The organism is Janthinobacterium sp. Bl 1 (assembly GCF_058215535.1).
The window spans coordinates 6,093,839-6,113,505 of the sequence record NZ_CM177086.1 but is presented as its reverse complement, the minus strand read 5'-3'; the positions used below and the strand labels follow the sequence as shown (position 1 = coordinate 6,113,505).

Annotated in this window: 13 protein-coding genes and 1 pseudogene; all 14 read left to right on the top strand. The window is 53.2% G+C overall.

Annotated features, from left to right (window positions below):
- The 14 genes and pseudogenes from AC4BCN_RS27565 to AC4BCN_RS27500 all read left to right on the top strand — a co-directional run bounded on the left by AC4BCN_RS27565 (nt 1) and on the right by AC4BCN_RS27500 (nt 19,610).
- A complete protein-coding gene (locus AC4BCN_RS27565; RefSeq protein ID WP_338679982.1) occupies nt 1–1,590 on the top strand; it encodes an SEL1-like repeat protein in 1,590 nt (529 codons plus the stop codon).
- A gap of 181 nt (nt 1,591–1,771) precedes the next feature.
- Nucleotides 1,772–2,476: a DUF4197 domain-containing protein gene (locus AC4BCN_RS27560; protein WP_072457214.1), complete on the top strand. Its 705-nt coding sequence runs from the start codon at nt 1,772–1,774 to the stop codon at nt 2,474–2,476.
- Nucleotides 2,477–2,901: 425 nt separating this feature from the next.
- Nucleotides 2,902–5,787: a YjbH domain-containing protein gene (locus AC4BCN_RS27555; RefSeq protein ID WP_425324014.1), complete on the top strand. Its 2,886-nt coding sequence runs from the start codon at nt 2,902–2,904 to the stop codon at nt 5,785–5,787.
- On the top strand, nt 5,697–7,760 hold the full coding sequence (locus AC4BCN_RS27550) for an SLBB domain-containing protein (protein ID WP_338679979.1): 2,064 nt from the start codon (nt 5,697–5,699) through the stop codon (nt 7,758–7,760). Before AC4BCN_RS27555 ends, AC4BCN_RS27550 begins: the two co-directional genes overlap by 91 nt.
- Nucleotides 7,761–7,860: 100 nt before the next feature.
- A complete protein-coding gene (locus AC4BCN_RS27545) occupies nt 7,861–9,075 on the top strand; it encodes a GumC family protein (protein ID WP_175560569.1) in 1,215 nt (404 codons plus the stop codon).
- Nucleotides 9,076–9,134: 59 nt separating this feature from the next.
- A complete protein-coding gene (rfbF, locus tag AC4BCN_RS27540; protein WP_072457207.1) occupies nt 9,135–9,905 on the top strand; it encodes a glucose-1-phosphate cytidylyltransferase in 771 nt (256 codons plus the stop codon).
- Nucleotides 9,905–10,972, top strand: a complete 1,068-nt coding sequence (gene rfbG / locus AC4BCN_RS27535) for a CDP-glucose 4,6-dehydratase (RefSeq protein WP_072455201.1) — start codon at nt 9,905–9,907, stop codon at nt 10,970–10,972. Before rfbF ends, rfbG begins: the two co-directional genes overlap by 1 nt.
- Before the next feature lie 18 nt (nt 10,973–10,990).
- Nucleotides 10,991–12,316: a lipopolysaccharide biosynthesis protein RfbH gene (rfbH, locus tag AC4BCN_RS27530; RefSeq protein ID WP_338679977.1), complete on the top strand. Its 1,326-nt coding sequence runs from the start codon at nt 10,991–10,993 to the stop codon at nt 12,314–12,316.
- A 513-nt stretch (nt 12,317–12,829) separates the two neighbouring features.
- The gene (locus AC4BCN_RS27525) at nt 12,830–13,891 is read left to right on the top strand and encodes a glycosyltransferase family 2 protein (protein ID WP_072457789.1); all 1,062 of its coding nucleotides are present in this window, start codon (nt 12,830–12,832) and stop codon (nt 13,889–13,891) included.
- A 280-nt stretch (nt 13,892–14,171) separates the two neighbouring features.
- Nucleotides 14,172–15,452, top strand: a complete 1,281-nt coding sequence (locus tag AC4BCN_RS27520; RefSeq protein ID WP_338679976.1) for an O-antigen polymerase — start codon at nt 14,172–14,174, stop codon at nt 15,450–15,452.
- Nucleotides 15,449–16,657: a glycosyltransferase gene (locus AC4BCN_RS27515; protein WP_081368417.1), complete on the top strand. Its 1,209-nt coding sequence runs from the start codon at nt 15,449–15,451 to the stop codon at nt 16,655–16,657. Before AC4BCN_RS27520 ends, AC4BCN_RS27515 begins: the two co-directional genes overlap by 4 nt.
- Before the next feature lie 25 nt (nt 16,658–16,682).
- A complete protein-coding gene (locus AC4BCN_RS27510; RefSeq protein WP_072457795.1) occupies nt 16,683–17,411 on the top strand; it encodes a glycosyltransferase in 729 nt (242 codons plus the stop codon).
- 97 nt (nt 17,412–17,508) lie between these two features.
- Complete coding sequence (locus tag AC4BCN_RS27505; protein ID WP_175560576.1) at nt 17,509–18,492, top strand: glycosyltransferase; 984 nt, start codon at nt 17,509–17,511, stop codon at nt 18,490–18,492.
- 177 nt (nt 18,493–18,669) lie between these two features.
- A pseudogene (locus AC4BCN_RS27500) lies at nt 18,670–19,610 on the top strand (IS1595 family transposase).
- Nucleotides 19,611–19,667: the final 57 nt, after the last annotated feature.

Below are 19,667 nucleotides of genomic sequence, written 5' to 3'. Positions count from 1 at the left end.
GTGTCGCTTGCCGATCCCCGCTCCACGGCCGCTCATTACACGGCTGCTCATTACACTGCTGATTATCTGCGCCTGAAAGGTCTGGCCGAGAAGGGTAATGCGAACGCCCAGCACAGCCTGGGCTTCATGTATTTCAATGGCCAGGGCATCGAACAAAGCTATGCGCAGGCGCTGCACTGGTATGGCCTGGCTGCCGCGCAGGGGCTCGAGCATGCGCAATACAACCTGGGCGTGATGTGCCAGAAGGGCCAGGGCGTGCCACAGGATTTTGCGCAGGCGGCGCACTGGTACCAGCAGGCGGCCGAGCAAGGCTACGCGGCGGCGCAGTACAACCTGGGCTGGCTGTATGCCAAGGGCCAGGGACTCGCGCAAGATAGCGGGCAAGCCATGTTGTGGTTCAGCCGCGCGGCCGAGCAGGGCGACGCGGGCGCGCAGAATAATCTGGGCATGATGTATGACAATGGCAAGGGCGTGCCGCAGGACTTCGTGCAAGCCATCGCCTGGTACCGCAAGGCGGCCGAGCAGGGCTATGCGCGCGCGCAGTTCAACCTGGGCCTGCGCTACGACAATGGCCAGGGCGTGCGCCAGGACCGCCAGCAGGCGACGGCCTGGATGCGCAAGGCGGCCGAGCAGGGCTATGCGCCGGCCCAGTTCAACCTGGCGCTGCGCTATGAAAATGGCGACGTGCTGCCGCAAGACAGCCGGCAGGCGATCGCCTGGTACCGGCGCGCGGCCGAGCAGGGACACGCCAGTTCGCAGTTCAACCTGGGCCTGATCTACGACAATGGCCAGGGCGTGCCCTGCGATAAACAGGCGGCGCTGGAATGGTATGTCAAGGCGGCGGGACTGGGCCATGCGGCGGCACAGCACAACCTGGGCCTGCACCATGAACACGGCGCCCACGATTACGCGCAGGCGCAAGCGTTCTACCGTCAGGCGGCAGAGCAGGGTTTTCCCGCCGCCCAGTATCAGCTGGGGCTCTTGCATGAGCATGGTCAGGGCATGCCCGCCGATGCGCAGGAAGCCATCTTCTGGTACCGCAAGGCGGCCGACCAGGGGCATGTGCGGGCGCAGTTCGACCTGGGCCTGCGTTACGAACATGGCCAGGGCGTGCCGCAGGACCTGTCGCTGGCGCTGGAGTGGTACCGGCGCGCCGCGGATCAAGATTACGCGCCCGCACAATACATGCAGGGCGTCTTGCACGACCGCGACGATGGCCCTGCCCCCGACAGTCAGCAGGCCTGTGCCTGTTACTGCCGCGCCGCCGCGCAAGGCCACAGCCTGGCCCAGTTCGCGCTGGGGCTGCGCCATGACAATGGCCAGGACGTGCCGCAGGATTATGCCGCCGCCTGGGACTGGTATGCGCTGGCCGCACGCCAGGGCCATGCGCGGGCGCAGATGAATCTGGGCTTGATGGCGGCCAGCGGCCAGGGCGGCCCGCTCGATTTGCAGCAGGCGTATATCTGGCTGTCGATGGCCGTGGCGGCCGGCGTGGTGGGCGCTGAAAAATCCTTGCGCCAGACGGCGGCGCGCATGCGCGAGACGGATCTGGCGCGGGTGCGCGAACAGCTGGCGGCGATAGCAGGCTGAGCCTTGCCGCCCGCGTTAGCGTGCGCGGATACAACAGCAGGTGCTGTATAGTCCTTTCCCTTCGCCATCTGTGGCACTCCTTGTTTCCCCCAGACGCACAAAATTGCTGCGGTATTTGCAGTTTTGATGTGCTAAGGTTCCAGAAGAAGGTGGTCTGTATATTCTCTAGAAAAGGAAAACCATGCGCCTGAACCCTTTCCCTGGCCGTCCGGCCGCCATGCTGTTTGCGCTGGCGCTGCTGTCGTCCGGCGCAGGTGCCGCCGGCCCTCTCGATGCCCTCAGCAACCAGGATGCCAGCAATGGCTTGAAAGCGGCGCTGGAAGCCGGTTCCGCCGCCGCCGTATCGAAACTGGGTGTCGAGAATGGTTTCCTGAACAACGACAAGGTCAAAATCAAGCTGCCCGGCATCCTCGAGCAAGCCAAGCCCTTGCTGAAAATGACGGGCCGCGGCCAGCAGCTGGACGATCTGGTGGTGTCGATGAACCGTGCCGCCGAGTCGGCCGTGCCCATGGCCAAGCCCTTGCTGCTCGACGCGGTCAAGTCGATGAGCGTGAGCGATGCGAAAAATATCCTGTCCGGTGGCGATACTTCCGTCACGGATTTCTTCCGCCAGAAAACATCCGCTCCCCTGGCCGTCAAATTCCTGCCCATCGTGAAATCCGTCACCGACCGTTCCGGCCTGGCCAGCAAATACAACAGCACCATGAGCCAGATCGGCAAGACGGGCCTGGTGCCGCAGCAGCAATCGACGGTGGAAGGCTACGTCACGGATCGCGCGCTTGACGGCCTGTACCTGATGATCGGCGAGGAAGAAAAAGCCATCCGCAGCAATCCGCTCGCATATGGCAGCAAGATAATCGGCAAAGTATTTGGCAGTTTGAAGTGACGGTTCAAGCGTGATGCAGGGCTGCGGACAGCGTTTGTGCGGCATTGACAGGTGTGGCGCAGGGGAAACAAGTTAAGCATTTGCTACAAGAAAACAATGTTAAAATTCCGTGACATACATTCCTGAGGCATGGTTAAGCAACGATCAAACGCCCGGGAGTGCCCAGTTTTAGCGGCGAACTGATGCGTGGCATTGCAAAATGCCCGTCGGTTGGCCTTTTTTCGTTTTATTCACGTTTCCCCAAGCTCATTGATTTTCTGAATATATTGTCAGGAATTCCAGGTGCAGGATATTTTAGGTAGCCGGATTTGTTAAGCGTACTCAGAAAATCAATCAAATATACCTGGTGTGGCTGTCTGGTGCTTGGCGCCCCTTCGGTGATGGCCGCGACCCCGAATCATGGTGGTCAATCCGGCTATATCAATATGCCCAGCGCCGTGGTGGAAACGGACGGCACCTTCAGCGTCGGCTACAGCTACGACAGCCCGTATGGCCAGTTATGGGCCACGGCGAATATCCTGCCTTTCCTGCAAATGACGGGACGTTATGTGTCGATCACGGGCATTCCCGGTTTTACCAACGTGCCCGGCGAATATGGCAGCGGCTATGGCCGCTACAAGGATAAGGTCGTCGACGGTAAATTGCGCCTGTGGTCGGAAACGGAGTGGATGCCGTCCGTCGCCGTCGGCATGACGGATCTGTTCGGTACCGAGCTGGTCAAGGGGCAATATGTGGTTGCCACCAAGACTTTTGGCGCCAGCAAGAATATCGAAGCGAGTCTCGGCTATGCCCATAAGCGCCCGGACGGCGTGTTTGCCGGCGCGCGCTGGACGCCTGCCGCGCTGCCGCGCTGGTCGGTGGTGGCCGAATACGATACAACGAATTACTTGCGCGACTTCCGCGCCAGCGAAACGAATGCGGGCAAGCGCCGCAAGGGCGCTTCCGTGGGCCTGGAATACCGCTGGGGCTGGCTTGCCTTGCAAGCGGCCCGCAGCCGTGACCAGTTCAGCGTGAACGCCTTTATCAGCATTCCGTTTGGCGAACGCGAGTTCATTCCCAAGGTGTACGAGCCGCCGTATTTCGTGGACGACAAGAATCCGCCACCGCTGCCGAGCAAGGAAGAATGGCACCGCGATCCCGTATATGGCGCCGACCTGGTCAATGCTCTGGTAAAACAGGATTACAAGAATATCCGTGTCGAGCAAGAGGGCAATGTCCTGAGCCTGAGCCTGACCAACAGCCGTATTTCGAACATGGGCCGCGCCGTCGGCCGTGCCGCGCGCACGGCTGTCGCCTTCACGCCGAAGGGCGTAACGACCTTGCGCATCACGTATACCAAGCTGGACCAGCCAATCGCCACCTACGAATTCTTTGATTTGCCAAAACTGAACGACTATTTGGCAGGCAAGATCGACCGCAAGGCCTTCCTCGATGTCGTGCTGTTGCGCTATCCAGAGAAAAGCGATGTCATCCGGGATGACCAGCAAGGCTGGCTGCAGGAGTTCCTCGACAAGCCCGCTCCCGCCGTTGCCGCCGCGCCTGCACCAGCTCCAGTTCCCGCGCCGGCAATTGCCGCGGCTCCCGCGCCTGCCACCACGCCGGCTCCCGCCGTTTCCGCACTGGCTCCCGTCAAGGCTGCCAACGTCCTCAAGGACGATGGCAAGCTGGCCGTCGGTGTCGGCGTCGATGGCGACGTGGTGCAGATCAAGTCGCTGGACCGCGAGGCGAACCGTTTCAAGATCGCTCCCAAGGTTGGCTTCTTCTTCAATGACCCGAGCGGCGCCTTCCGCTATTCGATCTCGGCGGTAGCGAACTACGACCGCCGTCTGGGCGATGGGCTGTATCTGAATACTGCCGCCAGCCTGCAGTTGCTGGAAACGGTATCGGGGGTCAAGCAGCCATCGAACAGCAACTTGCCGCACGTGCGTACCGATGTGGCGGAATATTTGCGCGGCGGGCGTTTCTCGCTGAGCCGCGTGCTGCTGAATAAATACGACAATCCGGCCGAGCGCGTGTATACCCGCATGTCGGCCGGCCTGTATGAAGACATGTTCCGCGGTGTCGGCGGCCAGGTGCTGTACCTGCCGAAGGACAGCCGCTGGGCGGCCGACGTGGCCGTCGATGCCTTGCAACAGCGTGGATTCAAGGGCTTGCTCGATTCGCGCGACTACAAGACGGTGACGGCGATCGGCTCCCTGCATTACCGCTTGCCGCACGACATTACCGTGACGGCGCGCGCCGGCCGCTTCCTGGCCAAGGACACGGGCGTGCGCATGGAGTTCAAGCGCCGCTTCCAGTCCGGCATCGAAGTCGGCGCCTGGTACACGCATACGAACGGCAACGATATCACCAGCCCCGGCACGCCATCGAAGCCATACCAGGACCGTGGCATTTTTCTGTCCGTACCGTTGAACAGCATGTTGCCGATGGATACGCAATCGACGGCCGGCTTTGCCATCTCGCCATGGACGCGCGACGTGGGGCAGATGGTGGCCTCGCCGGGCGACCTGTACGACATGTTCGAGCGCCCGCGCGCCGACATGCTCAGCTACGATGGCCTGGGCAACTTTGCCGAGCGCCCGGACGAACAGCACCTGCCTGCCGTCAATCCGCCGGATCGTCCCTTTGTCAGCCCATGGCCGGCTTTCCGCGCGCGCCTGCAGCAATCCGCATCTGCTACGCCTAGCGCGCCTGAATGGCTCAAGGCGACGGCGGTGGTCGGCGGCGTGGTGGTGGCCTCCGCACTGGCCGACAAACCTGTCGACCGTTTCGTCAAGAAACATGAAGATTCCAAGGTCTACCGCAACTGGGACAAGCTGGGCAAGGCCATGCCGTATGCGCTGGTGGGCGCGGCTGGGGCGGCGTTTGCGTTTGGCGATGAGCGCTTGCAGAATGTCGGGCTCATTTCAATGCAGTCGGTGGCGGCCGCTACCGGTCTGGCAGTAGTGGGAAAATATGCGATTGGCCGTGCTCGTCCTGATGAGGAGCGGGGTGCGTGGACCAGTGTGGGCAGCGGGAAATCCCGGTCGGACTCATCGTTTCCGTCGGGACATGCGGCTATAGCATTTGCCGCCGTGACGCCATTTGCCAAGGAGTACGATGCGCCATGGCTGTACAGCGTGGCCGCCGTGGGTTCCGCCGGCCGCGTGTTTGGCCGCAAGCATTGGGTGTCCGACACGGTCGCCGGCGGCATTCTCGGTTACGCCATGGGTAGCTGGCTGTGGCACGCGCAGCGCGACCAGAGCAAATCGGGCCTGTCGATCAATCCCGGACCGAAAGAAATCAGCGTGACCTGGCAGGGCAAGTATTAAGCGCGCATGGCGCTCCCTTTACTCATACAACATCATTCATCCAGACAAAGACCAGCATGAAAAAGCAATTTCGTACTCCCCCGCCTTTCGTGAAACACGTGATTTTCTCGGCTTTCCTGCTTGGGGCCACTTCGGCCTATGCCGTAGAGCAGGAACTTGGCGCGACTGACATGCCTCGCACGGATATTTCCCGTGCACAGGCCAATGAAATGGGCGGCAGCAGCTTGCCCAGCATTCGCAGTGGTCGCGGTGAGCAACGGCAAGTCAAATCTTTGCCCGCCAACACTGCCACCAAACGCGGCGCTGCAGATGCCGACACGCCAGTCGGTGCTTTCGAAGAGTATGTCGATGGCGTGACGGGTAAAAAACTGAGCATCTTTGGCAAGGATCTGTTCAGCGATGTGCCGTCCACCTTTGCGCCGCTCGATGGTGTCCAGGTGAACCAGGAATACGCGATAGGCACGGGCGACGAGTTGCAGGTACGCGGCTGGGGCATGGTTGACATCGATGTCAGCGCCACGGTTGACCGCAGCGGTGCGATTTTCATTCCGCGCGTCGGCTCCATCAAGGTCAGCGGCGTGCAGTACAAGGATTTGCAGGGCTACCTGAAGAAAGCCATTGGCAAGATCTACACCAACTTCGACCTGACAGCGAGCATCGCGCAAACGCGTGCCGTGCAAGTGTATGTGGTTGGCCATGCGGTACGTCCTGGCACATATACCCTGAATTCCATGAGCACCCTGCTCAATGCCTTGTTTACCTCGGGCGGTCCGGACGCCACCGGCAGCATGCGCAATATCCAGCTCAAGCGCGGCAAGGATACCGTCAGCACCTTCGACCTGTATGACATGCTGGTCAAGGGCGACAAGAGCCGCGACGTCACCTTGCGTGACGGCGACGTGATCTATATTCCTGAAGTTGGCCCGCTGGTGGCTTTGACGGGAAGCGTGAAGCAACCGGCCATTTTCGAGTTGAAAGGCAATCCGACACTGGCCGATGTACTGAGCTGGGCCGGTGGTTTTGATTCGGCAGCAGAAACCAAGCAAATCATCGTCGAAAAGAATATCGACAATCAATATAAGACCGTGCTGGAACTGGTGGCTGACAAAGGTGTCTCCAGCAGCCAGTTGGCCGGGATTGCCGTCAAGCCGACCGATATCCTGCGCGTGTTTGCACCAGGCGCCGTACCCGTCCAGGCACAAATCCAGAATGAATACGTGCGCGTGGCTGGCGAAGCAAAGCAAAGCGGCATTTTCCTGTTGAAAAAAGGCGAAACCTTGCGTGAGCTGATCGCTCGTGTCGGCGGCGCCAATGAAAATGGTTACCTGTACGCAACCCAATTGAATCGCGAATCCGTACGTCGCGCCCAGCAACTTAAATTGAACCAAGTGGCCGACCGCTTCGAACGTGACCTGGAATCGAACGCCACCCAGCGCATGTCTGCCTCGGGGGACAAGGAAAATGCAGCGAAGACCGCCGCCGAAGTCGAGCAGCAGCGTCGCATTGTGCAAAAGCTGCGTACCGTCAAGGCGGAAGGACGCATCGTCCTCGATCTGCCAGGTGTCGACACGCAAGTGAAAAACCTGCCTGACCTGCCCCTGCAGGACGGCGACTCGATCCTGATCCCGCGCCGTCCGGGCACCGTGGATGTGCTGGGTTCCGTCTTCCAGCAAAACGCGTTTGTGTATCGTCCACAGCGCACGGTCAACGACTATGTGCAGCAAGCTGGGGGTATTACGGCCACGGCGGATAAATCGGAGATGTACGTGATTCGTGCCGATGGAACGGCGCAGAGCGGCCAAGGCACTGGCTGGTTCGGCGGACTCGGCGGCACAGCATTGAATCCTGGCGATACCGTGGTGGTGCCGGAGAAAATTGAACGTAGTACATTCATGCAGAGTTTGAAGGACTGGACGGCCATCTTTTATCAGTTTGGCTTGGGTGCAGCCGGTTTGAAGGTGTTGAAGGATTAATGGTATGACGGATATCGAGTTGGCTGTTATGCGTTATCCGCAAGTACAACGGTAATCGTCGACGTTTTAAATGTTATGGGTTACAACGCGAAAGAAAAAGATGTCTGAGGAAATGAAAAATAAAGAGCAGCACTCGTCGGTAAGTAATAACGGAATGGATTTCCTTGATATCTTGACGATGCTTGCTCGGCAGAAGAAAATTTTGTTCATGATGCCGCTTGTCGTCGGAAGTTTCGCAATTGCTGTCGCATTTCTTACTAAGCCAACTTTTTCATCCACAGCAGTTATTTTGCCGCCTCAGCAGCAAAGCTCCGGGATCGCGGCAATGTTGGGGCAACTTGGCGGCTTGGCCGGAGCGGCAGGTAGTATTAGTGGATTGAAAAATCCCAATGATTTGTACGTTGCAATGTTGAATAGTCGAACCATTGCGGATAATTTAATTTCTCATTTTGATCTAAGAAAGCGTTTTTCTGTAAAGACATCAGATGATGCCAGAAAAAAGCTAGATGAGTTGGTCAGTGTCAGCAGTGAAAAATCCGGGATTATTTCTGTACAGGTTGTAGACCGTGATCCGAAATTTGCTGCCGAACTAGCTAACGCCTTTGTAGGAGAATTGTCTTCACTCACAAAAAATTTAGCAGTTACAGATGCTGGGCAACGTCGTATTTTTTTTGAAAAACAGTTAATAGCTGCCAAGGATTCATTGGCGGATGCTGAGGTTGGACTGCGCAATACTCAAGAGAAAACAGGAATGTTGCAACTAGATGGTCAAGTGCAAGGCATCATCGGTAACGTTGCACAGTTAGAAGGAACGATTGCGGCCAAGGAAGTGCAATTGAATGCAATGCGTAGTTTTGCAACAAATAATAATCCTGATCTGCAGCGCCTGCAGGGAGAGATACAGGGATATAAAACGCAACTTGAAAAATTAAAATTTGGAAAAGTGAATAGCGATGGTGATTTAATGGTGCCAACAGGGAATATCCCTAAAATTGGCGTCGAATATGTACGTAGTTTGCGTAATGTCAAATATCAGGAAGCAATGTTTGAGTTGCTTTCAAAGCAATATGAATTGGCTAAAATTGAAGAGGCAAAAGATTCCTCTGTTATTCAAATCCTTGATGTTGCTGTTCCGGCGGAAAAGGAAGTAAAGCCGAAGAAATTAATGATTATACTTCTGGGTTTTATTTTTGGTGGCTTCCTAGGCTTGGCTTTTGCATATGTGCGCGGTGCTTATTTGTGCTCCATGAGAAATGACAATAATAAATATCGCTGGGATATTTTTAAAAATTCCTGGAAAAGACAAGATGTTTGATTGATGCAGTTGCCTTGAAAGTATTGGCGAGAATTTGATTTGATGATTAAGGAACGAAGATGAAGGCTGTAATTCTGGCTGGTGGACTGGGAACCCGTATTAGTGAGGAGACTTCTACAAAACCAAAACCAATGGTGGAAATCGGTGGCAAGCCAATTTTGTGGCACATCATGAAAAGTTATTCAAGCCACGGCATCAACGATTTTGTGATTTGCTGCGGCTACAAAGGCTATGTCATCAAGGAATATTTCGCCAATTATTTCCTGCACACGTCGGACGTGACGTTCGATATGGAGAATAATCAGATGGAAGTGCATGCGCGCAACGCTGAGCCCTGGAAGGTTACGCTGGTCGATACCGGCGACGAAACCATGACCGGCGGGCGCCTGAAGCGCGTTCAGCCCTACCTGGAAGGCGAAGAGGCGTTCTGCTTCACCTACGGCGATGGCGTGAGCGATGTTAATATTACCGAATCGATCGCCTTCCACAAAGCGCACGGCAAACTCGCCACCTTGACCGCGACCCAGCCGCCAGGCCGTTTTGGCGCGCTGAATCTGGATGGCAACAAGATCAACAGTTTCCAGGAAAAACCACAGGGCGATGGCGCCTGGATCAACGGCGGCTATTTCGTGCTGTCGCCGCAAGTCATCGACTATATTGCCGAGGACAGCACCGTGTGGGAAAAGCAGCCATTGGAGCGCCTCGCCCAAGAAGGCCAGCTCGATGCCTACTTCCATCACGGATTCTGGCAACCGATGGATACCTTGCGCGACAAGGTGCATCTGGAAGAGCTGTGGCAATCGGGCAAGGCGCCCTGGAAGGCGGTTTGATGAATCCCGCATTCTGGCAAGGGAAGCGCGTTTTCCTCACCGGCCATACCGGCTTCAAGGGTGGCTGGCTGAGCCTGTGGCTGCAACAGCTTGGCGCCGACGTGACCGGTTACGCGCTGGAAGCGCCCACCACGCCCAGCCTGTTTGAGGTCGCCAATGTCGCGCACGGCATGCAATCGATCATCGGCGACGTGCGCGATGGTGAAGCCGTCAAGCGCGCCATGGCGATCGCGCGCCCGGACATCGTGATTCACATGGCGGCACAGCCACTGGTGCGCTACTCGTACGTGAACCCGGTGGAAACGTATGCCACCAACGTCATGGGCGTGGTGAATGTGCTTGAAGCCGTGCGCGCCACGCCTGGCGTGCGCGCGGTGGTCAATGTCACCAGCGACAAGTGTTACGAAAACCGCGAGTGGCCCTGGGGCTACCGTGAAAACGAAGCGATGGGCGGCTACGATCCCTACAGCAACAGCAAGGGCTGCGCCGAACTCGTCACGGCTGGCTATCGCAGTTCCTTCTTCCATGCGGACAAATACGCCGAGCACGGCATTGCCCTGGGCAGCGGCCGCGCCGGCAACGTCATCGGTGGTGGCGACTGGGCGCTGGATCGATTGATTCCCGACATGCTGCGCGCCATTGGCGCCGGCGAGCCGGTGATGATCCGCAATCCTCACGCCATCCGTCCGTGGCAACACGTGCTCGAGCCGCTGAGCGGTTATCTGACGCTGGCGGAAAAACTGTACACGGAAGGCCCCGTGCATGCCGAGGGCTGGAACTTCGGCCCGCACGATACCGATGCCAAGCCCGTCGAATGGATCATCGAGCGCATGACGCAGGAGTGGGGCGCCGGCGCCTCCTGGTCGCTCGATGGCCAGGACCATCCACACGAAGCTACCTATCTGAAGCTCGATTGTTCCAAGGCGCGCGGCCAGCTGGGCTGGCATCCGCGTTGGGATATCGGCCAGACCATCGCCAACATCGTCGAATGGCATAAAGCCTGCGACCAGGGCGCCGACATGCGTGCAATGACGCTGGCGCAAATCACGACTTATCAAAATACTTAACAAATTGAAGGCTGTATCATGAGCGAACAACTGACCCAACAACAAATCCGCGAACAGATCGCTGCCCTGGTAGCGCAATACGGCGCACTGGCCAGCGTACCGAAACCATTCGAACCGGGCGTGACGGTGATTCCACCGGCCGGCAAAGTAGTCGGTGCGCCTGAAATGGGCCTGATGGTCGAAGCCTCGCTCGACGCCTGGCTAACCACCGGACGTTTCAATGACGAATTCGAACAGCGCCTGGCCAAGTTCATCGGCGTCGAATTCCTGATCACCGTCAATTCTGGCTCATCGGCCAACCTGGTGGCCTTCTCGGCGCTGACCTCGCCAAAACTGGGCGCGCGTGCCATTCAGCCAGGTGACGAAGTCATCGGTGTGGCGGCGGGCTTCCCGACCACCGTCAACCCGATCTTGCAGTTTGGCGCCGTGCCCGTCTTCGTCGACGTCGAGCTGGGCACCTATAACATCGATGCCTCGAAAATTGAAGCGGCCATCACGGACAAGACCAAGGCTATCATGCTGGCCCATACCCTGGGCAATCCGTTCAATCTGGAAGTCATCGTCGCGCTGTGCAAGAAATACAATCTGTGGCTGGTGGAAGATTGCTGCGACGCCCTGGGCGCCACCTACAACGGCCAGATGTGCGGCACCTTTGGCGATATCGGCACCATGAGTTTCTACCCTGCGCACCACATCACCATGGGCGAAGGCGGCGCGGTGTTTACCAACAATCCGGAACTGAAAGCGATTGCCGAATCGTTCCGCGACTGGGGCCGCGACTGCTATTGTGCGCCGGGCAAGGACAATACCTGCGGCCAGCGTTTCTGCTGCAAGCTCGGTACCCTGCCAGACGGCTACGACCACAAGTACACCTACAGCCACCTCGGTTACAACTTAAAAATCACGGACATGCAGGCCGCTTGTGGCCTGGCACAGATGGACCGCGCGGCCGGCTTCGTGCAGGCGCGCAAGGACAATTTCCACTACATGAAAAACGGCCTGCAAAGCTGTGCGGAATTCCTGATCTTACCGGAAGCGACGCCGAACTCGGACCCATCGTGGTTCGGTTTCCCCATCACCCTCCGTCCGGAAGCAAACGTCGACCGTGTCAGCCTGCTGACATTCCTGGACCAAAACAAGATCGGTACGCGTTTGTTGTTTGCCGGCAACTTGACGCGCCAACCGTACATGATCGGGCGTAACTACCGCGTCTCGGGCGAGCTGACGAATACCGACCGTATCATGCATGACACGTTGTGGATTGGCGTCTTCCCTGGCCTGACCAAGGAAATGATGGACTTCTCGATCAGCAAGATTGAAGAATTCTTTGGTGTGAATTTCTAATGCACAGATGGATGAAACCACGTCAAACCGCGATATTTCATTTTTATAAATTAATCTCGAGATATAAAAAATGAACGTACTCATTCTAAAAAAACATGATAAGTTTGGTTGATAGCTTAGCGAGAGTCGCTTTCATGCAATGATTCGGTAATTGCTAATAACGCTCAGATTACACACGGCAGCTCGACGGTCGACACAGCAATGGGCGGTAATCGCTGAGTAGGTGAAAACTGCTTGAAAAACAGTGCATTAGCTTGCCACCCATCATTTTTGTGGATTTGTTGAACGCTCACTGTTAGCAATCTAAGGCACGTAGTTTTCATCATGGAAGTTAACATCGAATGCGTTGATGCTGTTAATGGCGCCGATTGGTAGGGAAATGGTTATTATCGTTAGGCCGCCCAGGCTGAATGAATGCACTTCAGGCATTGTGCTTGCTATGAGCACCAGTATCTTGGATTATTTGAGATTTTCTTATAAATAGAAAAAATTCTTTAGAGTCGCGTAAAATTAATGAAAAATTATTTTTCTAACTGTGATAATTTTTCACAGCATGCCCATATAGAATCTGTTTTAAAAATTCAAAGTGCTGAAATTGAAAAAAATATTAGTCAAAAAGTTGATATTTCGATAGTAATAACCACATATAATCGGCCTCAATTGCTAAGAGAGGCAATTGAGAGTGCGATAAGCCAGAGTTCCAAGATTAAGTATGAAATTCTGATAGTAGATAATAATTTCCAAGAGGGAAAAACAGAATCTGAATTGGTGGTTGAAAGTTTTAAATCTGAAAGGTTGCGATATTTTCAAAATAAAGAAAATCTTGGAATGTTCGGCAATTGGAATAGAGGGATTTTATTGGCGCGCGGAAAGTTCGTCACTATATTGCATGACGATGATTTCTTGAAAAGTAATTATTTGGAATCGATGTTCGAATTGCTCAAGAAAAGCAATGGCAATAAATTGTTATCATGTAATATTGATATTGATGACCAACGCTTTGAAAGCGATAGTGGCAAAAAAAGCCGTTTTTTAAAAAGTGTTAAAAAATTAATTTTGAATAAAAAGAGGGTGACGGTAAAAGAAATTTCCATAAAAGATTATTTCTATCGAAACCGTCATATGGGAACTCTTGGAGTACTCTTTTCAAGAGAAAATGCAATAAAAATTGGCGGATTCGATGCTGCCGAATATCCATCTGCCGACTACTTCTTCTTCTCTAAATATGTGATGGAATTTGGCGCGCTGCATTTTTACAAAAACTTGGCAGTTTACCGGATATTCGAGAATGAAAGTATGAAAAATAACGTTATGCAACTATGGGTTGTGCAGGGTTACAAATTCAGGATTTTCCTAATCAATTCGCAGTTGACTAACTCTTCTTGGAAAAGAAGTTTGGCGAAGTTTTTAGCTGTAAATGAAGCATTTTATTTTAAAAAAGATTGGAATGGTACTTACGATGAATTTGCCCTCTTAAAAAGTATTGGTTTGGAAGGCGTTTTGTTGAATAAGTATGTAAACAAATTATTTAGAATATTTTTAAAAGTTCGTTTTTTTATAAGGCAGGATTTTTAATGAATTACTGCATTTCGCTTTTATCTTTTACGCTGTCCCCCCCCCTCGGAAACTTGATAAGTTTATATGGACAATGCAGGCGACAAGCTTAAGGAAATGCTGGTCGAGGCCGACTATAGTTCTGCTAAGTGCAAGCTGTTTTGGCGACGCCACTATTTTTTCGTGTTGTCTATTCCTTAAATAGCAATAAACGTTCACGTGGGAGTTTACCGTCCCTGTCTGTAATTTTACTTTTCTTATTCCTGGAAATGATAGTGTGTTAAATTTATTGAAAAGTAGAATGACCCTTGGCTTGCTGACCCTTATATGGGGCAGTGCTGCCTTAGTGGCATATATTTATGGTGAAAATTATCTCGTACTGATTTCTTTGGGAATTCTTGCCGGATTATTGTTGTTGCCGTGGATTGCCGATTACTTGTCGCCACAAATGGCATTCTCAATGCCATGGATTGTAATATTGTTGTTTTCCGGATTTAGTATAAGTGAAATACACCGACCAATCGGGTTTCTCGCTCATGCTGCCATTTTCTCATCCCTAGTAGTATATTTATTAGTTACCGGCATTGTCGGCGCCGTCGAACCAATAAAAATAAAAAAAATACAATTTGATCAGGAATTTTCCTCAGTCAAGAGCGGAACCATACTATTCGTCCTACTTGGCATTGCCGCCTTTAATGTGATCTATTCTGGTTATATTCCTTTAGTTAATATATTGATGGGGGCGTCTGCGGATTATTTGAGTTTTGGCGTGAAGAGTATTTATGGATTCTTTAATGCATTTGCAAATATGGTTGGATTGACATTTTTTTATTTATATCTTACATCAAAAAAACGTCGCTATTTATTTTTTTATGTTGCAGTAATCATAATATTTTTATTTCTGGTTTCGCGCCAAAATATTTTATCGCTTTTGGTTGAGTCGTTTGTTGTATATTCATTACTGAGAGCGCGCGTCAAAATGAGAAAAATCATATTGATGTTCACTATTTTGATGGTTTGTTTTGGTGCATTGGGTTCACTACGTTCTGGTGATATCAAGATATTGGCGAAGGTGACTCCTCAGTACATGTGGTTACCGGATTCTGTGGTTTGGGGTTATTCATATAGTTTTTTTAATGTGCTGAATCTGGATAATTTGACAAACGATCCCGCAGTACCATATCACGATGCGCAATCTTTGGATCCGTTGATGCCTTCGTTTCTCCGAACCAAACGGGAAGAGGATAGAAGCTTTTTAGAAGATGATAAGTTTACTGTATCCTCTTTCATATTTCCAATATACAAGGATGGTGGCCTTCCATTTACCTTGTTGCTGGTCGCCATTGTGGCCTTAGTAAACGGACTCGTATATCGTAGGTGTATCAGTAATCCGAGTATGCGCAACATTCTCATTTATGCGGTGCTATATTTTTGTGCATTGTTGTCTTTTTTTACCAATTTTTGGTTTTATTTACCAGTAATTGCGCAATTGCCCATGATTCTGGCGTTGACCTGGGGGCAAAATAAATCACAAGAAGAGGCTGATGCAGGCGCAGTACCAGTTGATCGAGTAATCATATGAAAATTTTATATTTGAGCGCGGTAGTTCCGGGCGCATCCGGTAGCGGTGGGAAACGCGCATGTTATAACCATTTTGTTGAGTTGCAAAAAATGGCGACGGCGGTACACGCTGTATTTGTAAGTGTTGACGATACGCAACTGGACGTAGCTATTTTAGATTCCGGGAAGACCAGTTGGAAATTATTCGCGCGTGAAACACCGAGAATTGGCGCCGGGCTGCGTGCAAAGTTGTCTGCACTATTCGATTTGTTCGTTGGACGGTGGCCACGTCAGTGCAAGGCGGCATATTCGCGGGAGGCAATTGCACATATTGCGGAATATATTTCGCAGAATCCGGTGGATGTCATTGTGGTAGAGCATATTTCCGGATTGGCGCTGCTGGACAAAAGAGTGTCCGGAATTCCTGTTGTCTATATATCCCATAACGTCGAAACCCATATTCTGCGCGATCAACTGATTTACTCTTCACAGAATTCAATTTATCGATTTCTTTTCTCTTTGGAACTTCAAAAAATGAAGGTGTTCGAAAAGAAAATCATACAGAAAGCTAATGGAGTAATCTGTATTTCATCGGTCGACGTCGATGAGACCGTAGACTTGGCCGATGGAGCGGCCGATAAGGTAGTACATTGGCAGGAATTGAATGCATTGAAGCCAATCAGATGGAAGTACACCGGAAAAAAACAGCTTCTTTTTGTCGGGTCGGCAAGTTATTTTCCCAATCGTGAGGCAATCGAGTGGCTGGTGAACACTTTAATGCCTGAGATATTCAAAATAGATCCGTCAATCGGTTTGTATTTATGCGGCTCCTCTGCTGCAGATGTTGATCTTCGCGTAGCAGCGCCGAACGTGCATTTTTTAGGGTTTGTTAGCGATGAGATGCTGGAAGAGTATCATCGGGAAAGTGACTTATTTGTTTCACCGATTCGTCTTGGTGGTGGTATTAAGATGAAAGTTCTGGATGTGCTTTCTTACGGTATGCCGATGGTGGCGAGCCGGGAATCAATGAGAGGTATCGATTTTATACAGCGATTCCCTACGATTGATTTCAATGATATTCCCGCGACTGCGCGCATGATCGTTGAATTATTGGTTTCTGAGCAGCGCTTAAACAACCTCTCCGCGACGATCGTTCAGCAACTGAAGGACGAAATTGCTAGCCGTGCAGAATTACTGGATGTCGTCAAGACTCTGACGGTTCACTAATGTGAGAGTTCAATGTGGTGTGTATATGCTGAATAATATTTCTGTATGTCTGGCAACGTATAATGGCGCCGATCATTTACGTGAGCAAATTGACAGCATAGTTGCGCAGTTGCTCCCAGGTGATGAGTTGTTGGTTGCAGACGATGCTTCTACAGACAAGACCTTATCAATCCTGCGTGCCTATGAACCTGTTTTATCGTTGGTGGCAACGGATCGGGCTGGAGGCGTGGTCGCTAACTTTTCGCGTTTGCTAATGGCTGCTTCGGGTGATATTGTGGTCTTTTCCGATCAGGACGATGTGTGGTTACCGGGGCGTTTGGAGTGTATTCGCCGGGAGTTATTGTGCGCTGATATGGTGCAACTGGATGGTGCTATCGTGGACGCAAATCTGCAGCCATCGGGTAATACTATTTCGTCGGTCATTGGTATTCGGAACGGCTTTTGGCGGAATCTTTGGCGCAATTCATTCGTTGGCTGCTGCCTGGCTTTTCGCCGACGCAAGTTTGTGGACGCTTGGCCTTTGCCGAAGACTATCCACATGCATGATTGGTATCTTGGGTTGATTGCAACATTGTTCGGCAAAGTTACCAGAGTGCCGGAGGTATATTTATTGTATCGTCGTCACGGAGCCAATGCCTCGACAACCGGTGAAAAATCAAAATTTTCGCTGATGCAGCAACTCGTCAACCGTGCCGGTATGCTGCTTGCAGTTTTTTCTTTCGCGCTACGGCGACTGTGCGCGCGTAGCCCCTAGCGCCTTTGTAGTGAAAATCTTGTGACGTCGCTGGCGACCGAATGACTCGCTCTGGCGACGGTCAAGCGATACGCTTATCAAATTATTTTGGAGTTGCGTGGAAGTGTCAAAAACCTTACCCGGATCGCACGATATATGCGCTGCCGTTAAAGATGTGCCATCAAGGCCCAAAGTATTGGTGTTGCTGGCGACGTATAACGGTGCGTTGTGGTTAGGCGAGCAGCTTGTGTCAATTCTGTCGCAGCAAGACGTCGACGTTCACGTTTTAGTTGGCGACGATGTATCCAAGGATGGTACGCTGCTTTTGCTTGAAGATAAATTTGCGGGACGCGTTTCTATCGAGTTGATGGGGTGGAGCGTGTCTAGCGGTTCTGCAGGAGCTAATTTCCGTCGGTTATATTTGGCTGCTGATGTCACGTCATTTGATTATGTGGCCTTGGCGGATCAGGACGATATTTGGTTGGGTGATAAATTGAGTAATGCGATCGCCTGCCTTGAACATTCCGGCTCAGTGGCCTATTCCAGCGCAGTAGAGGCATTCTGGGCCGATGGCCGTACCAAGATTCTTGGCCAGAACAAGACGATTCGTGCCGCAGATTTTCTTTTCGAAGGGGCGGGGCAAGGCTGTACGTTTGTCATCCGGTCCGCTATTTTCGTCCAAATTCAGCAGTTTTGTCGGCATCACCGGATCGATATTGAAGCCTTACATTATCATGATTGGTTGATCTACATATTGGTCAGAGCTTGGCAGCTGCCGTGGTACTTCGATGCACAAGTCGGGATGCGTTATCGCCAGCATGCCGGAAATGAGATCGGGTCGCGCGGCGGGTATTTCGCCGTGCAGAAGCGTGTGCAATTGATTCGGAGCGGTTGGTACCGACGCCAGGTCGACGCGGCAGCGACAATTTATCGACTGGCTGCTGGCAACGATACTAAAGCGCTGCGTCTAATTACTTTATTGAGTCACCAACAGGCAATCGGCCGGAGTTTCCGTTTGTCTTATCTATTGTTTCGTGGTGGAAGACGACGTTTAATCGACCGCCTCGTCTTGGTGGTCTCGGCTATGTGTGGCTGGCTGTGAGTGCAATGGCGAGGCCGCGTAGCGAAGGCCGCGCCATTGAGTAATGCATATCCATCCCTTTAATATGACTGATACGCTGAGGGACAGCGAAAATTTCTGGTATATGCCAGCGCGGTCACCGGCGCCTATACTGCGTTGAGTGGATGGCTAGGTGGTAGAGCGAAATGAACCAGTTTTATCGCGCAGTTTGCGCAGTTGAACCGACGCCAGCGGCAAGCAGGTATTGTCCTGCTGCGCGGCAACTCTCCACACGACGCGACCGTCGCGCTGCTGGAAAGTGTGGCCCAGCCTCGATTGGCCTCTCCCGCCTGCCACTCGGCACACTTGCACCGGCACGGCCATGCACACGGTTTGCAGCGCTACCGCTGCATTCCCTGCGGCCGGACCTTCAATGCGCTCACCGGCACGCCGGTGGCGCGCCTGCGCCAAAGGCGCTGTGGCTCGATTATGCCGACTGCCTGCTCGACTCATCCTCGGTGCGCCAGGCTGCTAGCCAATTGGGTGTGCATCGCAACACCACGTTTCGCTGGCGTCACCGGTTTTTATCGCTGGCAAAGACCGACCGGCGGCATGGCCTGCATGGCATCGCCGAAGCCGACGAGTTATATCTGCTGGAATCGGAAAAGGGATCGCGGCAGACGACGCGTCCGGCGCGCCGCCGTGGCGGCCATGCCCGCCAGCGCGGCATTTCCAATGAGCAGGTCTGCATCCTGGTGGCGCGCGACCGCACGGGCCAGACCCTCGACTTCGTCACTGGCAAAGGGGCGCTGACGAAGGCGCAGCTGCAGCACTGTTTGTTACCCGTCATCGACAAGGACGTGCTGCTGGTCACCGATGGCCATGCCGCCTACCGGGCTTTTGCCAGGGAGGCTGACATCAGCCACCAGGCCGTCAACTTGCGCGCAGGCATCCGTGTGCAGGGCGCCGCCCACGTGCAGAACGTCAATGCGTATCACAGCCGTTTGCGGGAATGGCTACGGTCGTTTCACGGCGTAGCGACGCGCTATCTGCCAAATTATCTGGGGTGGCGCTGGATACTCGACGCCGGGCGCATCCGTTCACCGGAAACGTTATTGAAAGCAACACTGGGAGCATTCCCACATCTGACGGTGACATAGCCTTAAAATACGGCTCATGAAATAGTTTTGTTCCAGTGTGGCAGATTGGCCGGTAAC

Bases quoted from the DNA above. Each gene is read 5' to 3' on its own strand.
- rfbF (WP_072457207.1), top strand. From the start codon at position 9,135: ATGAAGGCTGTAATTCTGGCTGGTGGACTGGGAACCCGTATTAGTGAG.
- rfbG (WP_072455201.1), top strand. From the start codon at position 9,905: ATGAATCCCGCATTCTGGCAAGGGAAGCGCGTTTTCCTCACCGGCCAT.
- AC4BCN_RS27525 (WP_072457789.1), top strand. From the start codon at position 12,830: ATGAAAAATTATTTTTCTAACTGTGATAATTTTTCACAGCATGCCCAT.
- AC4BCN_RS27560 (WP_072457214.1), top strand. From the start codon at position 1,772: ATGCGCCTGAACCCTTTCCCTGGCCGTCCGGCCGCCATGCTGTTTGCG.
- AC4BCN_RS27545 (WP_175560569.1), top strand. From the start codon at position 7,861: ATGTCTGAGGAAATGAAAAATAAAGAGCAGCACTCGTCGGTAAGTAAT.
- rfbH (WP_338679977.1), top strand. From the start codon at position 10,991: ATGAGCGAACAACTGACCCAACAACAAATCCGCGAACAGATCGCTGCC.
- AC4BCN_RS27555 (WP_425324014.1), top strand. From the start codon at position 2,902: ATGCCCAGCGCCGTGGTGGAAACGGACGGCACCTTCAGCGTCGGCTAC.
- AC4BCN_RS27510 (WP_072457795.1), top strand. From the start codon at position 16,683: ATGCTGAATAATATTTCTGTATGTCTGGCAACGTATAATGGCGCCGAT.
- AC4BCN_RS27520 (WP_338679976.1), top strand. From the start codon at position 14,172: ATGACCCTTGGCTTGCTGACCCTTATATGGGGCAGTGCTGCCTTAGTG.
- AC4BCN_RS27515 (WP_081368417.1), top strand. From the start codon at position 15,449: ATGAAAATTTTATATTTGAGCGCGGTAGTTCCGGGCGCATCCGGTAGC.